The 25694-nt window shown below is 46.0% G+C and carries 20 protein-coding genes; 17 read left to right on the plus strand and 3 right to left on the minus strand.

What is annotated here, in order from left to right:
* Positions 1–231 precede the first annotated feature (231 nt).
* The 7 genes from A8C56_RS03850 to A8C56_RS03885 all read left to right on the plus strand — a co-directional run bounded on the left by A8C56_RS03850 (position 232) and on the right by A8C56_RS03885 (position 9759).
* Positions 232–2607, plus strand: coding sequence for a phosphocholine-specific phospholipase C (locus A8C56_RS03850; protein ID WP_067752289.1), 2376 nt, complete (start codon positions 232–234; stop codon positions 2605–2607).
* A gap of 1074 nt (positions 2608–3681) precedes the next feature.
* Complete coding sequence (gene map, locus A8C56_RS03860; protein ID WP_067752294.1) at positions 3682–4446, plus strand: type I methionyl aminopeptidase; 765 nt, start codon at positions 3682–3684, stop codon at positions 4444–4446.
* 683 nt (positions 4447–5129) lie between these two features.
* Entirely contained in the window at positions 5130–5282 is a 153-nt protein-coding gene (locus A8C56_RS24630) for a hypothetical protein (RefSeq protein WP_169818744.1), read from the plus strand.
* Positions 5283–6351: 1069 nt separating this feature from the next.
* The gene (locus A8C56_RS03870) at positions 6352–6759 is read left to right on the plus strand and encodes a YcxB family protein (RefSeq protein ID WP_157097870.1); all 408 of its coding nucleotides are present in this window, start codon (positions 6352–6354) and stop codon (positions 6757–6759) included.
* Positions 6760–6930: 171 nt separating this feature from the next.
* Positions 6931–7863 carry a hypothetical protein gene (locus tag A8C56_RS03875; protein WP_067752300.1) on the plus strand — a complete coding sequence of 311 codons (933 nt, stop codon included), beginning with the start codon at positions 6931–6933 and terminating at the stop codon, positions 7861–7863.
* 378 nt (positions 7864–8241) lie between these two features.
* The gene (locus tag A8C56_RS03880; RefSeq protein ID WP_067752303.1) at positions 8242–9096 is read left to right on the plus strand and encodes a TIR domain-containing protein; all 855 of its coding nucleotides are present in this window, start codon (positions 8242–8244) and stop codon (positions 9094–9096) included.
* 120 nt (positions 9097–9216) lie between these two features.
* Positions 9217–9759: an exodeoxyribonuclease X C-terminal domain-containing protein gene (locus A8C56_RS03885; RefSeq protein ID WP_067752307.1), complete on the plus strand. Its 543-nt coding sequence runs from the start codon at positions 9217–9219 to the stop codon at positions 9757–9759.
* 72 nt (positions 9760–9831) lie between these two features.
* On the opposite strand, the gene A8C56_RS03890 is transcribed toward A8C56_RS03885, so the two are convergent.
* A complete protein-coding gene (locus tag A8C56_RS03890) occupies positions 9832–10071 on the minus strand; it encodes a helix-turn-helix domain-containing protein (protein WP_067752310.1) in 240 nt (79 codons plus the stop codon).
* A gap of 303 nt (positions 10072–10374) precedes the next feature.
* Here A8C56_RS03890 and A8C56_RS03895 point away from each other — a divergent pair, with 303 nt between their 5' ends.
* Both A8C56_RS03895 and A8C56_RS03900 read left to right on the plus strand, forming a co-directional pair.
* Positions 10375–10875, plus strand: coding sequence for a hypothetical protein (locus tag A8C56_RS03895; protein WP_067752312.1), 501 nt, complete (start codon positions 10375–10377; stop codon positions 10873–10875).
* 606 nt (positions 10876–11481) lie between these two features.
* Positions 11482–12090, plus strand: a complete 609-nt coding sequence (locus A8C56_RS03900; protein WP_067752315.1) for a hypothetical protein — start codon at positions 11482–11484, stop codon at positions 12088–12090.
* Positions 12091–12528: 438 nt separating this feature from the next.
* Here A8C56_RS03900 and A8C56_RS03905 read toward each other — a convergent pair whose 3' ends face one another.
* Positions 12529–12846, minus strand: coding sequence for a GIY-YIG nuclease family protein (locus tag A8C56_RS03905; RefSeq protein ID WP_067752318.1), 318 nt, complete (start codon positions 12844–12846; stop codon positions 12529–12531).
* 173 nt (positions 12847–13019) lie between these two features.
* The gene (locus A8C56_RS03910) at positions 13020–13952 is read right to left on the minus strand and encodes an OmpA/MotB family protein (protein WP_067752321.1); all 933 of its coding nucleotides are present in this window, start codon (positions 13950–13952) and stop codon (positions 13020–13022) included.
* A gap of 459 nt (positions 13953–14411) precedes the next feature.
* Between A8C56_RS03910 and thrA the strand changes: the two genes are divergently transcribed.
* The 8 genes from thrA (at position 14412) to A8C56_RS03960 (ending at position 25694) form a co-directional block, all read left to right on the plus strand.
* Complete coding sequence (gene thrA, locus A8C56_RS03915) at positions 14412–16868, plus strand: bifunctional aspartate kinase/homoserine dehydrogenase I (RefSeq protein WP_067752324.1); 2457 nt, start codon at positions 14412–14414, stop codon at positions 16866–16868.
* Between the two features lie 16 nt (positions 16869–16884).
* The gene (locus A8C56_RS03920; protein WP_067752327.1) at positions 16885–17829 is read left to right on the plus strand and encodes a homoserine kinase; all 945 of its coding nucleotides are present in this window, start codon (positions 16885–16887) and stop codon (positions 17827–17829) included.
* Between the two features lie 121 nt (positions 17830–17950).
* Positions 17951–19249, plus strand: a complete 1299-nt coding sequence (gene thrC, locus A8C56_RS03925) for a threonine synthase (RefSeq protein WP_067752329.1) — start codon at positions 17951–17953, stop codon at positions 19247–19249.
* A gap of 1577 nt (positions 19250–20826) precedes the next feature.
* Positions 20827–21288, plus strand: a complete 462-nt coding sequence (locus A8C56_RS03940; RefSeq protein WP_067752338.1) for a MaoC family dehydratase — start codon at positions 20827–20829, stop codon at positions 21286–21288.
* Entirely contained in the window at positions 21269–22429 is a 1161-nt protein-coding gene (locus tag A8C56_RS03945; RefSeq protein ID WP_067752342.1) for an extracellular solute-binding protein, read from the plus strand. The genes A8C56_RS03940 and A8C56_RS03945 overlap by 20 nt, the downstream gene beginning before the upstream one ends.
* Complete coding sequence (locus tag A8C56_RS03950; protein WP_067752346.1) at positions 22426–23568, plus strand: CaiB/BaiF CoA transferase family protein; 1143 nt, start codon at positions 22426–22428, stop codon at positions 23566–23568. Before A8C56_RS03945 ends, A8C56_RS03950 begins: the two co-directional genes overlap by 4 nt.
* Position 23569: 1 nt before the next feature.
* Positions 23570–24745, plus strand: a complete 1176-nt coding sequence (locus A8C56_RS03955; protein ID WP_067752349.1) for a CaiB/BaiF CoA transferase family protein — start codon at positions 23570–23572, stop codon at positions 24743–24745.
* A 97-nt stretch (positions 24746–24842) separates the two neighbouring features.
* Entirely contained in the window at positions 24843–25694 is an 852-nt protein-coding gene (locus A8C56_RS03960; protein ID WP_067752352.1) for an amidohydrolase family protein, read from the plus strand.

Raw genomic sequence — 25694 nt, forward strand, 5'->3', positions numbered from 1 at the left:
CGCTCAACATGACGATCGAGTGTATTTGATTCTTTAATGTGTGCCAAAGCATATCCAGCATTGCAGAGGCTCCTCCCCGTTTACCTGCCGGCAAGGACTGCTCCCGCTGTCGTGGGATGCGCCTAAGATGGCGGAAGGTTATAACGCAACGCTTCATGATTTTTTAATGATGGCAGCATTAAAGAAATTCATTATCTTTTGCCCTTTCATTACCAAAGCTTGTAGAAAACTATGGATAAGAGCAGGAGAGACTTTTTGAAAACGGCAACTATTTTATCGGGCGCAGCCGGGTTAACCAACGTGCTGCCCACTTCTATTGCAAAAGCAGCCAGCATTAATGCAACCCCGGGCAGCACCTTTATGGATGCAGAGCATATCGTTTTCCTGATGCAGGAGAATCGCTCCTTTGATCATATGTTCGGGTGTCTGCAGGGCGTGCGCGGGTTTAATGACCCCAGGATCAAAACACTGCCGGATCAGAATAAAGCATGGATCCAGAAGGATAAAAAAGGCAATGCCTATACGCCGTTCCACATCGACATTAATAAAACAAAAATAACCTGGCAGGGCGGGTTGCCGCACGACTGGCCGGATCAGAGCGCCGCGCGCAATCATGGCAAATATGATCAGTGGATCCCGCAAAAATCAGTAATGTGCATGGGGCATTACCAAAGAACGGATGTGCCTTTTTATTATGCCCTGGCAGATGCGTTTACCATTTGCGATCATCATTTCTGTGCTTCTCTTACAGGCACCACGCCCAACCGGCTGTTCTTCTGGACGGGCAATATCCGCCCGGATCTTTCCGGTAAGAGCAAGCCTGCCGTGCGCAATTCACAGGCGGAATCGAGGGATAATGTGTATGTAGACTGGAGCTCCTTCCCGGAGCTGCTGGAAGACAGCGGGGTGGACTGGCGCATTTACCAGAATGAACTGTGGACGGCCAACCTGGAAGAGGAAATCGATTACTGGCTGGGCAATTATGGCGATAACGCGGTGGAGTATATTAAGAACCATCGCGTGAAATTATCTGCTTATTTCAGGAAGCATGGGGATGCAACCGGCAAACAGAAAATACCGGCATCTGATATTCAGGAACGATATGACCGGTTATCCCAACGCGAAAAGAACCTGGTGGACAAAGCGTTTACCACCAATATCCATCAGGAGGGTTATTTAGAGCTGGAACCCTTCACCTTTACGGATGATGCGGGTGCACAGAAAACGGTAAACATCCCCAAGCAGGATATTTTTAAACAGTTCCGGCAAGATGTACAGAATGGAAAACTGCCCGCTGTTTCCTGGCTGGTAGCCCCGCAAAGTTTTTCAGATCATACCAGCACACCGTTATACGGCACCTGGTATGTATCTGAAGCGCTGAAAATTTTAACGGACAACCCGGAGGTGTGGAAAAAAACCATTTTTATTTTAACCTATGATGAGAACGATGGGTATTATGATCACCTGGCGCCCTTTGTGGTTCCCAAAAAAGGAGACCCTTCCACCGGCAAAGTGTCGGACGATATTGATCCTACTGCCGATTTTTCCTGGGAGCATGATCTGCCCATCGGCCTGGGCTACCGGGTGCCTTTTATTGTGGCATCGCCCTGGAGCAAAGGCGGCTATGTAAATTCAGAGATCTTTGATCACACTTCCACGCTTATGTTCCTGGAGCAGTTTCTTTCAAAGAAAACCGGTAAGCAGATCCGCAGTCCGCATATCAGCAGCTGGCGGCGGGCTATTTGCGGAGACCTGAGCTCTGTATTCCGCCCCTATAATGGAGAAACCTACCCGCTGCCGGAATCGCTGGCAAGAGCCACTGTTGTGGAGCATATCCAGAATGCCCGTAATAAACCGGAGCAAAAACCGCCGGCTCCGTTAAGTCAAAATGAAATAGAGGCAATCAATCAGCATCCCGCCTGGGCCGATGTAAATAAAGACCGGATGCCGCAACAGGAAAAAGGCACCCGGCCCGCATCTGCATTGCCTTACCGGCTGTATGCAGATTGTATGCTTAGTGCGGATAAAAGATCAGTGACCTTACATTTGAAAGCGGATGCAAAAGAACATGCAAATGAGCCGGTATTAAGAGGTGCACCGTTTAATGTATATACACCGGCAACCTATAATTCAGTAGCGGGTAAAACCTGGTTTTATGCGGTAGGTGCCGGTAAAGCCATAGAAGATCATTATAGCATCGATCAGTTTTCCAATAACAAATACAACCTGGTGGTACAGGGGCCTAACGGCTTTTTCCGTCATTTTAAAGGCGCAGCAACCGGTGCGTATATTACCGTGCAATGTGAGTATGTGCGGCATCGGCTGTTCCGTAAAAAAGTAAACGGGAACCTGGAAGTAATGATCCGCAACCATTCCTCGGCGCCGCAGCAGCTCCTGTTAAAAGATCATGCGTATGGATTGGAGCAGCAGGAAGTTGCCATAAAACCCAATGCAGAAAAACGGATCAAGATAAGGCTGGAGGGCAGCAATCACTGGTACGACTTTTCTGTTCTGCTAAAAGATGATCCTTCATTTGAATGGCATTATGCCGGGCATGTGGAAACAGGGAAGGCATCTATTACCGATCCGCAGATGGCCGGAAGCTGATCCATAAGCATTGTCATGGTGAGGCACAAATAATAGAGAAATTAAGTTCTTTAAATCCGATGGCTATCGGATGACAAACTTTTTTACCGTCACCCTGAGTGGAGCAAAGCGATTCCGAAGGTTCGGAACGAAGGGTCTCTAACTTTTGTAGAGATTTACCTTCGGTGAAATTGTTCTCCACTCCGCTTCGCTACGGTCGAATCCGATAGCTATCAGATGACGGAACTATATATATTCATTTCCAACAACTTGCAACACTTGTCATTAACTGCCAACCATAAAAGCGTTGCTTTTATACTCATTAAAATGACAAAAATGATTGTCATGGTGAGCCTGTCATAGTGAGGCAACCATAAAAACATTGCATTTAAGTTCATTCGGATGACAAATTTTTTTTAATCGTCATCCCGAGATATCAATTTGCGTTGCAAAATCAATGTGATGATGACGTATGTATTTATTCTTTCAAGTTGAAAGAGGTTTCTAAATGTAGGGCTATATCAGCTTAATGATAGTAATTCAACAGCTGAGCGTTTCGCTGAAAGCGGAACATACCACTATATGCTGAAGCTGATAGAAGTTCCCCCCGAAATCGTGCCGTAACCGATTTCGGAAGTCTTTTTTGGGTACCTTTTTGGACAAGCAAAAAGGTACAAATAAAAAAATACCAGGGGAGTTTTAAATAAGATATACAAGTAAATGGAAAAAAGGTATTACAAATCAGTTACTTACAAATGCGTCATTGGCAGCGCAGCCGAGGGATCTCTGTATTCTCAGAGAGATTCCTCCGCTCATTCCGCTCTGCTCCATTCGGTCGGAATGACGTTCCTTATGTAGATTCATTTCCAATAACTTACAACACTTGTCATTAACAGCTTGCCGAACTGCGAACCATGATTCGATTGCAACCATGCCCTTCGTCAATCCCGATAGCTATCGGCACGGCAAAAGGTCATGCTTTGTGTCCTCATCAAACCAGAAATGTTATACAGCCGCCGGCAAAGGTGCAGTTACAAAAAGAAATTAAAGCGGTAATTTTACCGCTAAACCTACTTAGGTCTAAAAAAATAAAACATGTCCATAACAAAAGAATCGGAGCTGGCAGGTATGCAAAACGCCGGCAAAGCCGTTGCCCATACACTAAAACAAATGATGGACTATGCCCGGCCGGGAATGAGCACAAAAGAGTTGGATGATTATGGAGCAAAAATTTTAGCAGATTTTGGCGCAAGGTCTGCTCCGTATTTAACCTATGGGTTTCCCGGGTGCACCTGTATCAGTATTAATAATGAATTCTGCCACGGCATACCATCGCACAAGCGGATCTTAAAAGAAGGCGACCTGGTAAATATTGATGTATCTGCGGAGCTGAACGGCTTTTGGGCAGACAATGGCGCTTCCTTTGTTTTGGGGCAGGATATGCATCAACATCAAAAATTAGTAGCAGCTTCTAAAGCAATATTAAAACAGGCCATAGACCATATTAAAGGCGGGGTCAAAATTGCAGACGTGGGTCACTTAATGGAAACGGCAGCAAAAAAGCAGGGCTTTATGGTTATCAAAAACCTGGGTGGGCATGGCATTGGCCGCAGCCTGCATGAGCAGCCGGAAGCGTTACTCAATTACAAAGACCGGTTTGATCAGCGGCGTTTTAAAAAGAACTCCGTTGTAGCCATTGAAACGTTTATTGCTACCCACTCCACCTATGCAACGGAGCTGAACGATGGATGGACGCTGGTAGGCAATAAAGGCGGCTATATGGCCCAGCATGAGCATACTATAATGGTAACCGGCGGCAAGCCCGTTATACTAACGGAAATGAACGGGATTTTTAATTAAAACCTGGGCTGCATCCACAACAAATAACATTTTTTTTATTGGCCCGGCTTCAGTGCTTCCGGCAGCGGTCTTGCCCGTCCGTACCGGCGCTCAGGCGGGCGTCGCACAGTACTCCCGCAATCACGGGATTTGCTCAGCCTGTGCCTACCGCAGGCAGGCATGACGTGAGCGTAATGGCAAAAAAAGTGTCGTCACCCTGACCGAAGCGCAGCGGAGCGGAAGGGTCTCATGATTGTCTGCGCTCCGTTCCTATTGAGCCGGTATCAAAATTATCTCCTCCCGGTCAGTGAGGGCACTGACCGTGGCACAGGGGCAAAGCAAGTAGGGCGGGGTGGTGCCCTTCCGGAATTGTGTCGTAATCTCCCAGCAAGCTACTGAAGTCAGGGGACTTTTTTAATCTCTTTGCGCTTGCTTCTCAAAACACCTTTTCATCGCAGCATACAAAATCTCGCCAAAGCGTAAACAAGAGTAGCAGAAGGCGGGCACAATATTGAGCCGGAGGTGATTGAACGAAGAATATATTAGAGGAATTAAAAATTTGTTCGATATTTATTTTCCAATTGTTGACGGAGTATTGATCTTTGACAATTCGGAAGGCAGACATGAGCTTTTGGCCGACAAACAAATTGACGGTGTCTTAAATATTGTAAATCACATCAAGTTTAACCTTTTAAAAAATTACTATGACAACAACTGAAATTCAAATAGACGAAAAAAATCGGATTCTTAAAGGACTTGAAAAAGTCTACGAAAAATTGATCGAATTCAAAAAAGCCAAAAACAGCGAATTGGTTATCATTCGTGATAATAAAATCGTGAAAATAAAACCCGAATAAAAGCAAGCACAAGCGTTCTCTAAATAGAGATTCAGACAGGAGCTACACCTTTATGCACCCTTACTCCTTCGTGAACCGTACCACTGGTCATAGAACGCCTTTCCTGCACCACCATCACACTGACCTGAATGCCTGACGTCCCCACACGCAACATCACCCTGACCGAAGCGCAGCGGAGCGGAAGCCCGCCCGGCTAAACGCCGTTCGGACGGGGGGGCTCTCAATTATCGGGGAGTTTGTTATTACAGGGATGCTTCGGCTGTGGTCGGGATGACGATTGAAAAAATTGTCATCCCAATAAACTTAATAGCAACGCTTTTATGATTGCCTCAGGACGACATTTTTCCCGGCTGCGTACGGCAAAATTGAAAAGTTTAAACAAGTTCAGGAACAATGCAATGTGCAGTGAGTAATACAACTCCGGAATATTCGTCCGGGGGATCATTTTTTTGGTTGATTTTTTAAGTAATGAGCGTTGAAGAAACGGGTAAACAGGTACCACCCCCACCTGCGGGGTACCCACGGGCACCTGAAATCCGGGGCCGTGCAGCTTTTACCTGCGCGCGCGAAGCAAAAACCTGAATTTTTGAAACTTTTTTCTCAGGCAGGCCACCTCCACAGGTGGACAACCCCACCCTTCTGCCTTCAGCGTCGAAGGTTAAAGGGTACCCCGGGGTATAAAAAAAGCTTTGCGCGCGCGGCTTTCAGGTAGGCTGGCAAAGCTTTTTGCTGCAACGCCGGAGGTTTTTGCTTCGGCGGTTTAGGTATTGGGTGGGTATGGGGTGCTTTTAAGTAGGCAGGGTAGGCTTTAAGGTACCTATGTATAACCGGGTGGTGGGTACGCTGCTGCCGGTGGACTGAGAAGCGGCTGTCCCGGGCCTGTAAAGTAGGTGCCCACCTGTCCTCCTTGTTCTACCAATGCAGGTACCTGCACCACCCGCCCGGCGGATTTTGCTAATCGTAAAAGAGTAAGTATTTTCGAAAAAACTGCTCCATGAAAATAGTTACAAAACTTTCTGAAAGCGACATTATCCAATTTGGTTTTTACGTCCTTTATAGAAAATGGGTTATGAAAATCGTTACAGGGCTGATGATTTTAACGGTACTCTTTTCACTCTTGTTTCCGGAAATAGTAAAACCGGATATGCCAAACGTGTTTCTATTTCCATTCATCTTCCTGGTTGTGCTCCCTGTTTTTGTATATGTAGCGTCTAAAAGGGATTTTAAGAATAATCGCCGGATGCATGAACAGGTAGAATATGTTTTTGACGATCAAAACCTGGTTATTAACGGGGAATCATTTAATATGACCATGACCTGGGATAAGATTTTCAGGGTTACTAAAACCAAAAGGTGGATACTTTTTTGGCAAACCCGGAATATGGCAAGCCTGGTGCCGTTGAAAGACATTTCAGCAGGCGACATGCTCCTGTTAAAAAAAATACTTAATGAACGTGGTGTAAAAAATAACCTATAATAAAAGATTGTATTGTATATGCTTGGTCTCCAATATACATACACTGCCTGCCAGGCAGATGCGCAAATTGGAAAGCAACCGCTGGAGTAATCAAACGAACTAAAAAGCCAAAAGACGCCAAAGCAATTCTAAATTTGTTCATTACGCCGATCTAAAAATTAAGAGTAATTAATGAAACAAACATCTATCCTTGTAATCCTTATATTTTATTTTTTTGCATCCGGCTATGCGCAGGTTGCATTTAAAGTAATTAACGGGATAACCAAACAACCGGTCAAAGAAGAAACCTGCAGCATTATAAAGGATGGAGATGCCCTGGCAGATATTGACGTAACGGATAGCCTGGGCGTCTTTACACCGCGGATCGTGCCGGATAGTAATGCCACCTATCAGTTATGGATTGATGCAGAAGGTTTCAGATCTTTAAAAAAAGAAATAGATTTACGTTCCAATAAGGTTTATACAATTTTTATTTTCCCTGATAAAAAAGCGATTCAAAAAATACCTGGTTACAGTTACGGTGGTTGTTCTACTGTTGAGTTTGGGGATTATGAACCCGGGACGCCGGAATCGCTTACTGATCTGCCGGATAGCATCCGGGAAAAACTGGAAAAACATTTACTAAACCGGTTGGGTAAAAAGTTCTATTCAAAGCTAAAGCTCAATGGCGGGCAAATTGTTGATCTGGACAGATTATATATAGTAAACCCCAGGGCCAGGTATTACCAGTGGGTGCCTTATAGCTATTATTTATGCTTTTCGTTTCAGGCTCCGGAAAAAGGAATCGGGTTATACACCGCCAAAATCGTTCTTGATAAAAATGGAAATATTGCAAAGGAAATAGAACTGCCGGATATTAGTTCTCACCCGGAAAAGGCGAATATAATAGCACGCAAATCCGCATTACTAATTGCAAAAAAGAGCGGTTTTACTGAAAAGACGGGTAAAATAACGTTGGATTATAGTTCGGACGCAGGTTCATTAACCTGGTGTTTTGAACGAACCATTAAGGACAACGGGCTTACTTTTGTGCGGGAAACGCTGAAGATTGATGCGCATAACGGAAAAGTACTGGGAATAAGTAACTCACATGGAATACGATAACCCCGTTTGTGCTGCACCAATACAGGTACACCGCCAGCCCGGTAAATGCGCAAATTGGGTAAGGGCGAATGCGCTTACGGGTTCCCGTAAAAATATGCTTTGTGCAGAAAATATATTTGCCTAAACCGCCGTAGAGGATTTTTTATAAATTGTAAAAATTGAGTATATTAGCAAAACAACCATTTGTAAAAATTGAAACTGCTAAAGCACAAATGCCAGAACGGTTGCGGAAAAAATAAATTTTTAACTAATAAAAGCGATGGCATGGCCCGTGTGTAAGCGTTTACAAACGACTATAAACGTTAGTAATTGCGATAATCGGCGAGTTGGGCGTAATTATAGAACGACCAAAGCACTAAAAAAGTAAGACAAAATAAAATGAAAATATTTTTAAGTTGGTCAGGTGACCTAAGTCATAAAATTGCCATAGAATTCAGGGAATGGCTACCTTTTGTTATTCAATCAGTAGAACCTTATGTTTCTTCAGAAGACATAGATAAGGGTTCTAGGTGGAGTATTGACATTGCTAAAGAGTTAGAAAATTCTTCTTTTGGCATTTTATGTGTGACACCATTAAATATCGACGCGCCTTGGTTAAATTTTGAAGCGGGCGCATTATCAAAAGCCTTTAGTACTAGCAATGTTTCACCTTTTTTATTTGGTTTGAAACCTTCTGACCTAAAGAAAAGCCCTTTGCTACAGTTTCAATCAACATTGTATGATAAGAAAGATCTATTAAAACTTGTCTTGAGTATAAACAATGTTCTTGGAAAAGATAAACTTGATGAAGCAAAGCTGAAAATGACATTTGACGTTTGGTACGAACAGCTAAAATCAAAACTTGACCCAATACTAAAGGAAGCAACAACCAACAAGGCTAATGCTAAAACACAAGATAAAATTGAAACGAAATCTAATGAAGCTGTTGAAGAAATATTGGAACTAACGAGAGAACAATTTAAGATATTACGAAATCCAGAAGCTATATTACCACCACAATATATTTCTTACATATTAAAAGAGTTTAGTCCAAATTTTAAAATTGATACCAAGATTGCGAGGGATTTAGATTTTGGGTTTAAGAATTTGAAAATGGCAATTTCAAAATTGCCAGAAGAAGTAATGACAGAAAATCTAGATTTAGACAGAGCACTAATGCGATTAGAAAGAGCAATTATTTACCTAATTGAAAATTATAAAAGAAGACCGACACGAAGTTTATTCGAAGAATAACTACGCCCGACATAAGTGTTTAGGAAAGGTGGGCTGACATATAAATTCTCAACTTTTGGATCGATATTTTCCGACCTTTATAGATATCCTGACCGTAGATGACAATAATTTATAAATTCTATGAGCTTAAACATATTTGAAATATGGGATGGCATAGGACGTCAGACTCCGTTTGCTGTAAGACGTGACCATTGGGGCGAAGAACAACATGCAGTTGTTGAAAGGATTGAATGTGAAAAGTTACCTTATGGAAAGGCTTTCGGCTATCCGGTAGTTAACGGACAAAATTCAGATCGTTTCGAGTATGATGAACAATGGCGTAATGAAAAATTAATTCCATGCTGTGGGTGTTACCAATGGACATTTATTGAAGATGCCGAAATAAACAAAGACAAAAAATTATCAGACCAGTATCGAAAACGTTTAAATAAGGCTTTGTCTATTTTCTCAAAGTTGACCTTTGGTAAGCATAAGGGATATACAGTTGAGCAAGCATTTCTTCAAAACAATCAGTATATTGAATGGGCATTACTGAATGTTGAAAAATTCTGTTTAACAAAGGAGGCGATACATTTATTGGAGGGAATGGTAGCAGGGTTTAAGTTTCCTGATCAAATAAAAAGAATAAATGATCAGAAGTTATTGCTGTGTTTAAAAGAGTAATGGTCAAAAATAACAGTCACAAATATCGCATTGGCAATAGGTTGGCTAACATCAAAACTTTCACCTACAAATTCATTCCTCAAACTCAAACTCAAAATCCAACAGCTTTTTGGGATGCAATTTCATTGCCAAAGCTAAAGCGACAAGAGTAGCAACGGTAGGGCTTTGTCCTTTTACTTCTATGAGGTAAATTTGCTTTGCTTCAATGCCAGCCATAGCTCCAAGAGTTTCTCTTGATAGCTTTTTTGCATTCCGCAACTTTTTTAGGTTTTCCCCAAATGCTTTTCCGTATTTTGGATTTTTTACATTCACTATTGTGAAGGTGAGATGACTTTGAAAAAAATATCACGTCAAATTTGACTTGTTTTAAAATAATTGTTTATATTTGGTATGAATTAAAATTATTTTCGCGATACTTCATAAACTCATTTGAAGCATTCGCTTTAAGTCTCGACTTGAAACCTGAGAATTTTCAATAGGAACGAGATGATAAGCAGAATGCCCACGACCTGTGCGTGGGCTCTCTTATCCGTTGCTGGGCTTCTCAGGGCCTCTAATGCGGTAAGTTGAGCACCACGCCTTTTTGTGCGGGTGCCCACCTAAAACTTTTTTGTTATGGACAACGCCGTTGTTACACCCGTACAAAACATCAACACCCCTTTTAATGAGGCACAATGGCTGCAGGTGCTGTTCCTGCTGGCAGATACGCAAACCTGGCTGCAACAACAGCAGGAGGGCCTTATATGGCAGCTGCCGGTAAAGAACCGTAAGCGCCTGCTGCGCAAAAGCTGGTACCTTACCGCTACTGCGCTGGCCCATATTCTGGAGCGCCATTATTATAAGGTGCCGCGCCACCCGCTGGCCGGCAAGTTCACTATTTCCATACCCGCTATTGCAGCCGCCATAAGGGATGCTTACCAGCAACCACCGCAGCCCCTGCCCGAACCTTCAGGGGAGGATAGCGGCCTGCTGCAACGTGTGTGGGATGCGGGCACGCCGCTGGGCTATGATACCACCGGCCGCACGGTCAGCGTGCTTACCGTTATAAGTGATGCATCCGGGGAAATTATTACGGCTTTCCCCGGTACGGCGCAAGCGCAGGACGGCTCGGGGTGATATTGTTTGTGATTTCGAATCAGGACTGGCAATAATCAGCACATTGCACAGCGCCTATTTTCTTTGTAATGAATCATTGTTTTTTGAAAAAGCATACCTCAAAGAAAATCAGCGCAGTAAGGACAGGTCGATCGTCAGGCAGCAGTGTCTTCAGCCCACGCGCCCGGAGAATGCAGCAGGTCGCTTTTCGTGTCGGGTGTTCATGTGCGTGGCCGGCCAAACGGTGGAGCATTCGTTTGGCCTTGATTTTTGGGTCCCTTTGCATCAAGGCAAAGGGACGAAAGAAGTGCTTTATGGAATCAATTTTTCTGATCCTTTTTGTTTGCCCAAAAAGGATCGCAAAAAGGGCCCCCGGAATCGGTTACGGCACGATTCCGGGAAGGAATATCTATCAGCTTCAGTGCATAGTAGTAGGCCCGCCAACTGGCGGACACTCAACTGTGGAATTTCTATGTTTGGGGCTGTTATTGTCTAACATATTCGGAGAACCCCTTTGTCGATGGACCTATTCAGGCCAAGGCATCTGAGGTCACCTCTTGGTACATGTAAGGATTCTTCCGCTCGGTCGGAATGATGAAAAAACACTTTACCCTAAAATAAAAACTCATGAAAAACAAAACCCCAAAAGACCCGTTTGAAACCCGGTGCTGGAGCTGCGAAAGCATTACTGATCCTTACCAGGTTTTTGCCGCCTGCTTTTTTTATGCGCCCATCGGTGCCTTTAGAAAAACCATCCGGCAGGTGCTGCTATCCGCCGCCAGCAGCAAAGTGTACCATAAGGAAGACCCTGCCGCTGCATTGGGTATGTTTAAGGCCGTTACTTCTGTACTGCTTGCCGCGCACCAATTATACCGGCAAAAGAAAACCAGCGGGCTGCAAATAACACCGGAGCAGTTTATGGACAGGCGGCTGTATGCCCGCTCCAATGCCCCCTGTGCGGAGTGGGATTACCTGCCCAAAGCCTTAACAGCAAAGGAGTATCAGAATCCTTATGCCGTGTTCCGGCGTTTTTTTAAGGATCAGCCGGTTGAAAAGTGGCGGCAGCAGGTGGAGCAGGCATTGGAGTATGCGCTGGCCGTTGAGGCGGATGATAGCGGCCCGGGTCTGCTGCGTCTGTATATTTACCTGGTAAAGCTGGTGGAAGCCGCCCATTTGATTGATGTGCGGGAGGTGCTGCACATTGGCGGGCATTTAAAGCCGGCTCAATCGATGTAGCAATGACAGACCTTCCTGTCGTCATTCTGAGCGTATGCGTCAACCGGCAAAGGAGCCGAGGGATCTTCTTAATTGAGGAGATGCCTCGGCTGCGCTCGGCATGACGTGAGTGTAATCATTGTTCCGTCACCCTGCGAAATGAAATGAAGCCGAAGGGTCTCTCAATTATCGGAGAGTTCGTTATTACAGGGATGCCTCGGCTGCGCTCGGCATGACGTGAGTGTAATCGTCCGTCACCCTGAATGGAATGAAGCCGAAGGGTCTCACGGATGTCGGAGAGCCCGTTATCACAGGGATGCTTCGGCTTCGCTCAGCATGACGCGAGTGTAATCGTCCGTCACCCTGACCGAAGCGCAGCGGAGCGGAAGGGTCTCTCAATTATCGGAGAGTTTGTTATTACAGGGATGCTTCGGCTTCGCATGACGTGAGTATAATTGCTCAGTATAAAAGACTGTATATCTCCTTAGAAATCTCCTCATTAAAAACCTTCCATTGTGGATTTTTTCGTGCAATCAATTGCTCTTTCTTTTTTCTGATCCATCCCTTCAATTGTTTTTCTCTTTCTATTGCCGAATTAATCGTATTGAACCACTCATAATAGATCAGTAATGTTGCATTGTATTGATCCGTAAAGCTACCGGGTGTTTCGTGCTGCTCGTGTTCCCATAACCTCGACCGAAGATTGGACGTGACGCCGATATAGAGGACCGTTCTTAGTTTGTTTGTTAGTATGTATATGAAGCCTCCTTTTTGCATGATACAAAATTATATTATTTGGATTGGCGCGTCGGATTTTTGGTGTTGTTTATGTTACAGGGATGCTTCGGCTCCGCTCAGCATGACGAAAGTATAATTATCCCATTTTCCAAAAACGCAAAAAAAAGCCGCCCGGGTTCAGGCGGCTTATTGTATAACTAATTGCTATGTCTCTATTGCTGTTGCTGTTGTTGCGGCTGTTGCTGTTCCGGCTGTGGCTGCTGTTGTTGTGGCTGTGCAGCCGGTACCGGTTCCTGTTTTGTTTCAGGTGCCTTGTCGATCAGCTCCATGAACTGATCCAGCTTCGGCGTAATAATGATCTCGGTTCTCCGGTTCCTTGTTCTTCCTTCATCGGTATTGTTATCCGCCACCGGGTTGTATTCACCACGTCCGCCAACCGTCAGGCGTTTCGGATCAACCCCATAGGTGTTTTGCAATGCCTGCACCACAGAGGAGGCCCGCAGGGAACTCAGATCCCAGTTGTTACGGATGTTGGGGCGATTGATGGGCACATTATCCGTGTTACCCTCTACCAGCACTTCGTAATCCTTATAATCCATAATGATCTTGGCAATCTTGCTTAATGTTTCACCCGCTTTTTCTGATATTTCATAGCTGCCGGATTTATACAGCATATTATCTGACAGGGAAATATACACAACGCCTTTCAGCACTTTAATATCAACATCCTTCAGCTCATCCCGGCTAAGAGATCGGGTAAGGTTGTTGGTCAGCACCATTAACAGGGAATCGCTTTTGTTCTTTTCATTCACCAGGTGCTGGATGTATTTATTGGAGGAGTTGATCTCATCCACCAGCTTGGATATGTTTACCCCACCCTGGGTGATGCTTTTATCCAGAGAGCCCTGTAACGCCGCCAGTGCCTTTTTTAAAGAGGCGTTATTGGCGCGTTCCTGTTCCAGCTGCTCCTCCAAACTTTTAACGCGTTGCTGACTGGATGCCAGGTCTACCTGGCTGGTCTGGTAACGCTGGTTCAGGTTAGCATAATCACTTTGCAGCGAGGCAAATTTTTTATTGCTTACGCAGCTTGAAAAAAAGAATACCGTACCCAGTACAGCAATTGGCAAAAATAATTTTCCTTTCATAATAAGATCCTTTAAAGTCTCCGCATCAGCTTTTGTTCAAAACTTTGTTCCATCCATTGCAAAAGCAATGCCTAATTTTTAAAAACGCAACCTGATTTTTCCTGCCTCATCAGTTACCCCTTGTATTTTAAGTAATTATTATATAAAAATATAAAAAGCAGGTATTGCTGTGAAGAAGGACGCGGCCCCGGGGCTTTTCGTTGCAAAACCAAAAACAACAGGGCAGAAATTTTTAAAAAAATGATTAAAATTGATAATATTCAAAAATTCTGTCTTATATTGCGCCAATATCTTGCAAAATGCAATATGAAGTTCAAAATATCCAAATGAATACGGGTTCCGTTAACGGAACTACCACCACTATTATCACAACCCCTTGCGGGTTGTAAGCTGCTATATCCTCCACTGGGCCAAAGGCCGTTTTTCAAAAGACTTTCTTTTACGTTCTAAAATTTTTTCATGCAGGTTTTTAAGTTTGGCGGCTCATCCGTAGCCAATGCCAATAATATAAAAAAAGTAGCTGCCATTGTAAGCAACGCGGCAAAAAAAGATTCGATTGTGGTGGTGGTTTCCGCGTTAGGCGGCATTACGGATCTGCTGCTACAGGCAGGTAAGGAGGCCGCAAATGGTCATACCGTTTACCAGGAGCAGATCAGGGAAATAGAACAGCGCCATTTTGAGGCGGTAAGGGCATTGATGCCGGTGGCATCCCAAAGCGCATTACTGAGCCTTGTAAAAAAAGCCACCAATGAAATTGAAGAGATCTGCAACGGCATTTTTTTGCTCAGGGAAATTACGCCAAAAAACCTGGACCGTTTAGCGGCCTATGGGGAGTGGCTTTCCTCACAGATCATTGCTGCTGCATTTAAGCAGGGCGACATGCAGGTATTATGGAAAGATGCCCGCGAGTTTATTTTTACCAACAGCGATTTTACCAATGCCGAAGTGGATCTGGCAATTACTGAAAAGGAGATCCGCAAATATTTTAAAGAGAACAAGAGTAATGTATTTGTAGTGCCGGGGTTTATAGGAAGGGATGGCAACGGTGTTACCACCACCTTGGGCCGGGGCGGGTCTGACTATACAGCCGCGCTCATTGCCGCCGCAGTAGACGCTACCTCCCTGCAGGTATGGAAAGATGTAAACGGAATGATGACCGCCGACCCCCGCATGGCGCCTAATGCAAAAGTAATTGAGCATATTTCCTACAGCGAGGCGATGGAGCTTTCACATTTCGGGGCCAAAGTGCTTTACCCGCCTACCATTCAGCCGGTGATGAGCAAGAACATTCCGTTGTATGTGAAAAATACGTTTGCGCCTGAAATGCCGGGTACCATTGTGGGAGGTAAATCAAAAGAATTAAAAACCATCCGGGAGCATATTGTAAGCGGTATTTCCAGTGTCAACAATATTGCACTGATCAGCCTGGAAGGCAGTGGAATGATCGGCATTCCGGGGTTTTCAAAAAGACTGTTTGAGGCGCTGAGCCAGGAACGCATCAACGTGGTGCTGATTACCCAAAGCTCATCAGAGCATTCCATTTGTGTGGCGATCGACCAGCGCTACCTGGAAAGAGCCAGGTTGGTTGTTGACAAAGCTTTTGCAGATGAGATCCTGCTGAAAAAAGTAGAGCCGCTGAAAGTAGAAACCAACCTGTCTATTGTGGCACTGGTGGGCGAACAAATGAAAAGCCTGCCCGGTGTAAGCGGCCGCATGTTTGGGGCAATGGGGCGCAACGGCATCAACATCCGGGCAATAGCGCAGGGCTCATCAGAAAAGAACATCAGCACCGTTATTGCTACCGATGATGTGCGTAAAGCCATCAATGTACTGCACGAAGAATTTTTTGAAACCTCTTATAAGCAGCTCAACCTGTTTATTATGGGGCTGGGAAATGTGGGCGCCAAACTGATGGATCAGTTAAAGCAGCAGCATGCCTTTTTAAAACAGCATTTAAAGCTGAACGTAAGCGTGGTGGGCATCAGTAACAGCCGTAAAATGCTTTTTAAGGAGCATGGTATTTCCTTAAGCGGCTGGAAAGAATCACTGGCGGCAGGGGAGCCGGCTTCTCTTTCTGATTTTACCAATGAGATCATAAAACGGAACCTGCGTAATTCTATTTTTGTGGATGTAACGGCCAATCAGGAGGTAGCAAAAGCCTATGGAAAATTATTGCAGAAAAGTATTTCCGTGGTTGCCTGTAATAAAATTGCAGCCGCATCTCCTTTTACGGAATATAAAAAACTAAAAGAGCTGGCACATGTGTATAACGCGCGCTTTTTGTTTGAGACCAATGTGGGCGCCGCGCTTCCGGTGATTGGCACACTGAACGACCTGAGAAGAAGCGGTGATGAAATAAAAAGCATACAGGCCGTATTGAGCGGAACATTGAATTTTGTATTTAATCACTATGATGGTACAAGAAAATTTGCAGAGGTGGTAAAGCAGGCCCAGGAGGAAGGTTATACGGAACCGGACCCGCGCCTGGACCTGAGCGGGGTGGATGTAATGCGTAAGATCCTGATCCTGGCCAGGGAAAGCGGGTTTGAGCTGGAGATGGAAGACATCGTGAACCATTCTTTTATGCCCGCCTCCTGTATGAAAGGCAGCGTGGAGGAATTTTATAAATGCATGGCAGCGGAGGAAGCGCATTTCAGCAACCTGCTGGATGCCGCCCGTGCAGATAACAGCCAGCTAAAGTTTGTGGCCGAATTAAAGGACGGGAAAGCGTCTGTTGGCTTACAGCATATAAAGCCCGGTAATGATCTGTACCACCTGTACGGGAAAGATAACGTGGTGCTGTTTTACACGGCCCGCTACCCGGAGCAGCCTTTGGTGATAAAGGGAGCAGGAGCCGGGGCAGATGTAACGGCCAGTGGTGTGTTTGCCGATATTATGCGCGCCGCAAACGAATAAAATGAATTTTTAAAAAATGGAAACTGTAAAAATAAAAGCGCCGGGAACCGTTGCCAATCTGGTATGCGGGTTTGACATACTGGGGCTTGCCTTAAATGAGCCCTGCGATATTATGGAGTTCCGGCTACTGGACGAGCCGAAAGTGGTGATCCATAACCGGGATGCATTTGACCTGCCAACAGACCCTGAGCAAAATGTGGCAGGCGTGGTGCTGTTAGCCGCTATTGAAAAAGCGGGCGGCAATGTTGGGTTTGAGGTAACAATTGAGAAGCACATAAAACCCGGCAGCGGCCTGGGTTCCAGCGCGGCCAGCGCGGCAGGTGCGGCAGTAGGTGCCAATAAACTGCTGGGCAATCGTTTTTCAACGGACGAGCTGATCCAGCTGGCAATGATCGGGGAAAAGCTGGCCACCGGTGTAAAGCATGCCGATAATATTACCCCCTGCATCCTGGGCGGTATTACATTGATCCGCTCTATCCATCCCATTGATATTGTTCCGCTGGCCACGCCCGATTTATACGTAACCGTTGTGCATCCGCAGATCGAAGTGCGTACTTCTGACGCCAGGCAGATCCTCAAACAGCAGGTGTATCTGAAAGATGCCATCAAACAATGGGGCAATATTGCGGGGCTGGTGGCAGGATTTATGCGTAATGACAAGCAACTGATAGGACGTTCACTGGAAGATGTGATCATTGAGCCCGTCAGGAGCATTCTGATCCCGGGTTTTGATGAGGTAAAAACAAGGTCTAAAGAAGCGGGCGCACTGGGCGGAGGCATTTCCGGATCCGGTCCCTCTGTTTTTATGCTGAGCGAAACGGAAACCATTGCCCGGGAAGTAGGCGCTATTATGAATGCGGTTTACCGGGAAATAGGCATAGAGAATTATGTATATGTAACAACGATCAGTAAAGAGGGAGTGCAGGTGGATGGGGAATCGGGAGTAGGAAGTGGCGAGTAGTGAGTGGGGAATATCCCGTATTCGGCATCAAATGATCAGTTATTAGTTATCAGATTTCAGTTCTCAGTTATCAGGTTCTCAGCTGAAATCTCAATTCTCAAATCTGAAATCTCAACTCAGCATGAATTATTATAGCCTCAATCATCAATCACCCAACGTAAATTTTAAAGAAGCTGCCATTCGCGGGCAGGCTCCGGATAAGGGATTGTATTTTCCGGAGTATTTACCGCAGGTAGATGCCACTCTCGTCCAAAATATAGAATCCCTGCCGGAAGCAGAGATCGTGTTCCGGGTGATTCAACCCTATGTAGGAGGCACCCTACCGGATGAGGTGCTTTTCCGGATCGTTTCAGAAACAGTGAATTTTCCGTTTCCTTTAGTGCCGGTTACAGAGAGCATCGCATCGCTGGAGCTCTTCCACGGCCCCACACTGGCATTTAAGGATGTAGGCGCGCGCTTTATGAGCCGCTGCCTGGGGTATTTTTTAAAAGACGAGAAAAAGAAGGTAACTGTTTTGGTGGCCACCTCCGGTGATACGGGCGGGGCCGTTGCCAGCGGGTTCTATGGTGTAGAAGGAGTAGAGGTGATCATTCTTTATCCCAAAGGGCGGGTAAGCCCGGTACAGGAACAGCAGTTAACGGCCCTGGGAAAAAATATTACCGCGCTGGAAGTGGAGGGCAGCTTTGATGATTGCCAAAGTATGGTAAAGCTGGCCTTTATGGATGAGCTGATCAATGCAAAGCATTTGCTCACCTCCGCCAACTCCATTAACGTGGCGCGCTGGCTGCCACAGCAGTTCTATTATTTCTTTGCCTACAAACAGTGGAGCGATAAAACGAACCCTCCTGTGGTTACGGTGCCCAGCGGAAATTTTGGAAACATCTGCGCCGGTCTGTTAGCCAAAGCCACCGGTTTGCCGTTGGGCCCTTTTATTGCGGCCTGTAATGCCAATGATATTGTACCGGAGTTTCTGCAAACAGCACACTGGCAGCCCAGGAAAGCCGTGGCCACCCTGTCTAATGCAATGGATGTGGGCGATCCCAGCAATTTTGTGCGCATCCTGCAGTTATTTGACCGGCAGCTGGCACAATTAAAAGAGCACCTGTCTGCCGAAAGCGTTTCAGACGCCGAAACCCTTGCCACTATAAAAGATGTATTTGAAAGAACGGGTTACCTGCTGGATCCGCACGGGGCCGTAGCGTTTCATGCCCTGGAAAATTACCAGGTACAACATCCGCATTCAAAGGGATTCATTCTTGAAACAGCCCACCCGGTAAAGTTCCCGGATGCGGTAAAACAGGCTACGGGAACGGATATTGCAATTCCCGAAGTAGTAAGCACATTAATGCAGCAACCCAAAAAAGCCGTGGCAATGCAGCCGGATTTTGCGGCGTTTAAGGAATATTTGCTGAGCAGGTGATGCGGGCAGATCCGTTTCAAAAAATTATAATAACGCAGCGATACGGAGCATGCGCTATTCTTTCCGGTACTGATGCTGCCACCGTAGTTTGTGTCCGCACAAACTACTTGATGCTCATTTCAATAAAATTGATAACAGCTTATTATTACAAGCATTTTTTAAATGCTTGCAGGCATTAAGTGGGTTTTCTGCATATTCAAACAAAAGGATAACACGAATTGGATAGATATATCCAGCAAAGCGAGATTAGCGCATTCGTGGCATTGAAAAGGTATATATGACCGTTAAATAATAGGCTGTATGTGTTATGCCTGCTGTCAGAAACTTCAGGCCGGCCGATAGTACTTAACGATCTGCCTGCATTCGTTTATCCGGGAATTATTTTAAGAGAGCAGATTTCCGGCATTACTCTTGTGGGCACAAATAGTTTCTTCAAAAAATGTTACAGGCAGCAGTCTGCCGGAGATAACCTGGAAATTGCAAATTTATATCACGCCGCGCTGCGGCTCTGTGATCGTCCTGGATGGATCTATAAGTAGTACCGGCGCGCTGCACCTTTATAACGAACCGGTATTAAAATTATTTTCTCTTCCCGGTCATTGCCGGCCTGCCTAACGGACAGCTACCCGGTATACATATCTTTTGCTAACAGGTGTAAAGGGCGCTGATTGCTATATTTTGCTTTTTTCTTGTTTTTCAATTTCGGAACGCAACTGCAACTACTGTATCCAGCCGACTTCGCAGTGCCTCTTTTTTACACAACGGATGTTTATCTTTTAACAGGCCATTCCTGTAAAAAAGCAGCACAGTAATCACTGTACAACAACCTGGCAGCGTAAGCTATGGCCTGCACTTTCATTAGCATTTTGGAATTGCTTTTCGATTAGCATCTTCATGTGCACAAAAGGCGGTCCGCCGGCAAGCGGATGGCCAGGCCTTTTTGCCAACCTTTTGTGGCGATTGACAAAAGGTTGAAAAGAGCATAGATGAGTTGAAGGCTGTCATTGTCTGAATAACTCTGCAACTCATCCGAAAGTTCGGATAGACAACTCACAATCAAAATTACTGCATGAACCTGGCAATAAGAGAAAAAGTTGTGTGTACAGCGTAGCTAACAGACAGGCAGGTTCGCTCAAACCACTTGTGCTGGTGGATATTTTAATAAAATCGATAGCCGCTTATTACCATACGCTATGTGGAAAGTATAGCTGCAGAGCAGCCAGATACTTGTAGCAGTAAACAACCTCAGCTCCAAAGGCGCGTAGCGCCGCAATATTAAAAATGTGACTGCACAGGCGCGACCAATGACAGGAGGAAATGCTTCTGACGAAGCTGAAACCCAATGCCCGTTGTTATCAGAACTATTTTCAGCAATGTGTTCACACGATAGCGGCATTACCGGATCAGCGCTTCTCTCTCTGCTTTTTAAGCCCTGAACCGGAAACCAAGAGCGTACAGTAAAATATTCCATTACTATAGTGAATCCTAACATTTTCCGGCAAAGGGATTCCTTCTATTTTCGATTTCCCGGCTAACGGATCCCTGAACCCCGTTGGCCCCGTTTTAAATGCTGTCATATGGCTGTGAAAATATATTATGAGGATTTTATAGTGGATGACCGGCGCGTAACTACCGGCAGAACCATTACCGAAGCAGATATTGTGTTGCACGCGGGGCAGACCGGCGACTTTTATCCCCATCACATGGATGCAGAATGGTGTAAAGCACAGCCCTTTAAAAAACGCATTGCGCACGGAACACTTATTTTCAGCGTGGGCGTGGGGCTGACGGCCGGCGTGATCAATGAAGCCGCCATGACCTATGGTTATGAGCGGCTGCGCTTTCCCGCACCGGTATTTATAAATGATACCATTACAGCCACGGTAACCATAAAGAGTAAGCGAGATCATAAACGGCCAGGCTATGGTATTGTTTCGGAACTGGTGGAAGTGTATAACCAGCAGCAGCAGCTGGTAATGGTTTGTGAGCATTTATTATTGGTACAGAAAAAAGAGCAACATGGAGCCGATCCTGCTTAAAGGAATTACATGGGATCATACCCGCGGTATGGTGCCTTTACAGGCTGCCGCACAGCGTTTCAGCGAACTGCACCCCAATGTGGAGATCTGCTGGAGCAAACGCAGCCTGCAGGCATTTGCCGATTATTCTATTGAACAACTTTCGGAGGAATACGATCTTCTGATCATTGATCATCCCTGGGTGGGCAGCGCTTCTGTAACGGGTTGTGTATTGCCGTTGAATGAATACCTTCCCAAAGAATTGCTGGCAACGCTGGAAGCAAACAGTGCAGGCGCTTCGCACCAGAGCTATGCTTACAACGGGCAGCAGTGGGCGCTGGCTATTGATGCCGCTACCCCGGTAGCCAGTATGCGCGCAGATCTGCTGGAGGCCCATAATGTACCAGTACCACAAACCTGGGGGGAAGTACTGGCCCTTGCAAAGAAGGGCAGGGTAGCGGCACCCGCTATTCCTATTGACCTGCTCATGAATTTTTATACCTTCTGTATAGCGCGGGGCGGGGAACCATTCGGTAATGAAAAAGTGATTTCCGATGCTACAGGTACAGCTGCGCTGGATTCCATGAAAGCATTTTATTCAGTCCTGGACCGGAGTTTTTTCAGCAGGAACCCCATTGCAGTTGCAGAGGTCATGAGCAGCACAGATGATTACTGGTATTGCCCTTTTGCATACGGGTATGCCAACTATTCAAGAAGGAATTACAGCCGCCATAGGCTGACGTATACAGGCCTTGTTACATTTAACGGGGCTCCGTTAAGGACCACCCTGGGCGGAACAGGTATTGCCGTTGCAGCGCAAAGTGCTCATAAATCTGTTGCTGTTGATTTTGTACAGTTTGTTTGCGCTCCGCGGTGGCAGGCATCAGAATATATTTTAAATGGCGGCCAGCCGGGCTATACGTTTGGTTATGCGGATGCATGCAACAACCAGGTATGCCGGGATTTTTTTAAGAGCACAGGAGCGGCGCTGGAGCAGGCCTACCTTCGGCCGCGGTATCATGGTTACCTGCATTTTCAGGATGCAGCGGGTTTTTATATACAGGAATTTTTAAAAGGAAATATACAGTCACCGCAGGCAGTGCTACGGAAACTCAATGCACTGTATGCGGAAAGTTTACAAAAACAGGCAACCCTCCTATGAACCGATTACCATTAAACGGATTAATTGTGCTGGAATTCAGCCAGTACCTGTCCGGGCCTTCGGCCGGTTTACGGCTGGCAGACCTAGGCGCACGTGTTATAAAGATCGAGCGGCCGAAAGGGGGCGATCCCTGCAGGCAGCTGCCGGTAAAGAACCTGTGGGTAGGAAATGATTCGCTGAACTTTCACGCGATCAACCGCAACAAGGAAAGCTTTACAGCCGATTTAAAGAATAAAGAAGATCTTGAGCTGGTAAAAAAGCTGATGCGTAAAGCGGATGTGGTGATCCATAATTTCCGGCCGGGTGTTATTGAAAAGCTGGGCCTGGCTTATAAAGACGTAAAAGCGATCAATGAAAAAATAATCTATGCAGAGATCACCGGTTTTGGCCGCAGGGGCCCCTGGGCACAGCGGCCCGGGCAGGATCTGCTGGTACAATCCCTGTCGGGCCTGGCCTATACAACAGGAAATGGCGGTGACGCGCCTGTTCCGTTCGGGCTGTCTGTAGTGGACAGTATTTGCGGCAATCATTTGGTACAGGCTGTTCTGGGTGCATTGGTCCGCAGGCAGAAAAAAGGGATCGGCGCTTATATTGAGCTGAGCTTGCTGGAATCCGCCATCGGGATACAGTTTGAATTATTCACCACGCTTTTTCAAAAGACGGAAGGTATCCGCCGCAGCAGGGTCAATAATGGGAACCCCTTACTGGGCGCGCCCTATGGCATTTATAAAACGGCTGATTATTACCTGTCTCTGGCGATGATGGATCTTCACCAGCTGGCTGCGGCGCTGGATAGCGCCGCATTAAAAACCTATAGCCGGGAGGAGGTGTTTCAGAAAAGGGATGAAATAAAATCACTGATCGCCGAAAAATTAAAAAAGTGCACAACTGCTTACTGGATGAACCGTTTACGGCAGCAGGGTTTATGGGCTGCTGAAATTTATAACTGGAAGGATCTTACCAATGCCGGTGGGTATAAAGTATTACAGATGGAACAATCCCTGGGCACTGAGCACGGAACAGTTATTACAACAAGGTGCCCGATAGTGCTGAACGGGAAAAAGCTGGTTTCGTCAAAAGCAGCCCCGGCATTAGGCGCACAGCGGGAGGCCATCATAAAACAATTAATAGCGGATTGAAATGCATCTTTTGGAAGATATATTGGTAATTGATTTCAGCCAGTTCCTGTCGGGGCCCTCGGCTTCGCTCACACTTGCTGATATGGGAGCCAGGGTCATTAAGGTAGAAAAGCCCGGCACAGGAGATATCTGCAGAGAGCTGTATGTATCTGATGTGGTCATTGACGGTGCGTCTTCCATATTCCAGGCCATTAACCGGAATAAGGAAAGTTATAGTGCCGACCTGAAGAACGCGGAGGATATGGCTAAAATAAAAGGCCTGCTGAAACATGCGGATGTAGTGATCCATAATTTTCGCCCGGGCGTAATGGAACGGCTGGGGCTCGGTTATGAGGAAGTGAAGGCAATGAACCCTTCAGTAGTTTACGGCAGCATCAGCGGCTTTGGGGAAGAAGGGCCGTGGAAGCAGCTTCCGGGGCAGGACCTGCTGCTGCAATCCCTGACCGGGATCACTCAGTTGAATGGCAAAGCCGGTGAAAATCCCATCCCGATGGGTGTTTCCGTAATTGATATCTTATCCGGCATTCATCTGTCGCAGGGCATTTTATCATTACTTTATCAGCGAACCTTGTCAGGTGAGGGAGGAGATGTAAAGGTCAGCATGCTGGAAAGCGCGCTTGATCTTCAGTTTGAGGTGCTCACCTGCTTTTATAACGATGGTAATGAACTACCGCAGCGCAGTAGCGTAAATGGCGGCCATCCCTATGTAGGCGCACCGTACGGTATCTACCAGACCGCAGATGCCTGGCTGGCCCTGGCGATGACCGACATTGTTCAGCTGGGCCGGTTGACCGGATGCGAAGCGTTAACAAAGTATGTTGACAGGGACGAATGGTTTGCAAGGCGCGATGAGATCAAAAGCCTTCTTGCCCGGCATTTACAAAAACGCTCAACAGCCGAATGGCTGCAGGTGCTGGAACCGGCTGATGTATGGTGCGCTGAAGTGCTCAGCTACGGGCAGCTGAGAAAACAGCCTGCTTACACGGAACTGGATATGGAAATGGTGGTGAAGAACAGCAGGGGCACCCGTATCACTACCACAAGATGCCCGTTTAAGGTAGACGGCTTAATGCTTACAAGCACAATAGCAGCGCCATTGCTGGGTGAGCATACGGCTGCCATTGACAAAGAATTTGGATTAAATCAATGGCAGAAACAGGAGGCTGTAGTATCTTAGGCCATTATATTCAGGATCAATACCTGCGTTTGATTGTTGATAAATGCATACAAAAACGGTGCACTGGTCAGAAGAATAAGAAGCTAAAAAGAACAACATGATCATTGATACGCATATACATATCTGGGATACGGGAAAATCATCTTATGCCTGGCTGCAGGGAGCGCCGGAGCTGTTAAAGCGCACTTATGCCATTGAGGAGCTGGAAGCTGCAAGGAAAGAAGCGGGTATAGATGCCGGTATTTTTGTGCAGGCAGATGTGCAGATGGAAGATTCTTTTCATATGCTGGAAGTGGCAAAGCACACCGGCTGGATCAAAGGCGTGGTAAGCTGGCTGCCGCTGGCAGATACAGCGCGTACGATAACATTGCTGGAGCAACGGCTACTGAAGGAGGATTATTTTGTTGGGGCACGCCATCTCATCCACGATGAAAAAGATCCGCAATGGTTGCTGCAACCCTCGGTAATAGAGAGTTTGAAAATACTTGCCGCTCATCAGATTCCCTATGATGTGGTAGGCGTATTGCCGGAGCATATGGAAACGGTACTAAAGGTAGCGGAACGGGTGCCGGACCTGCGTATGGTGCTGGATCACCTGAATGCGCCTCCCATTGACAGGAATAAGCAATTCGGCCGCTGGGGAGCGTTTCTGCAGGAAATGGCAAAGAATAAAAATATGTATGCAAAAATATCCGGACTGGGCACTGTTGCCGGTGCGGAAAATTTTAATGCAGAGCGGCTGAAACCTTATATAGACTTTGTGATCAGCCAATTCACCCCGGAGCGTTGTTTTTGCGGGGGCGATTGGCCGGTATCCTTACTGGCAGCAGATTATGTAAACACATGGCGTATTTATAAAGAGGTGCTGGCAGCATTACTGGAAGGGGAGCAGCTTGAAAAAGTGTATTCCGGTAATGCGCTTAAATTTTATGATCTGGAGATAGATTAG

Origin of the sequence: Niabella ginsenosidivorans (genome assembly GCF_001654455.1) — a bacterium.
GTDB classification, from domain to species: Bacteria; Bacteroidota; Bacteroidia; order Chitinophagales; family Chitinophagaceae; genus Niabella; species Niabella ginsenosidivorans.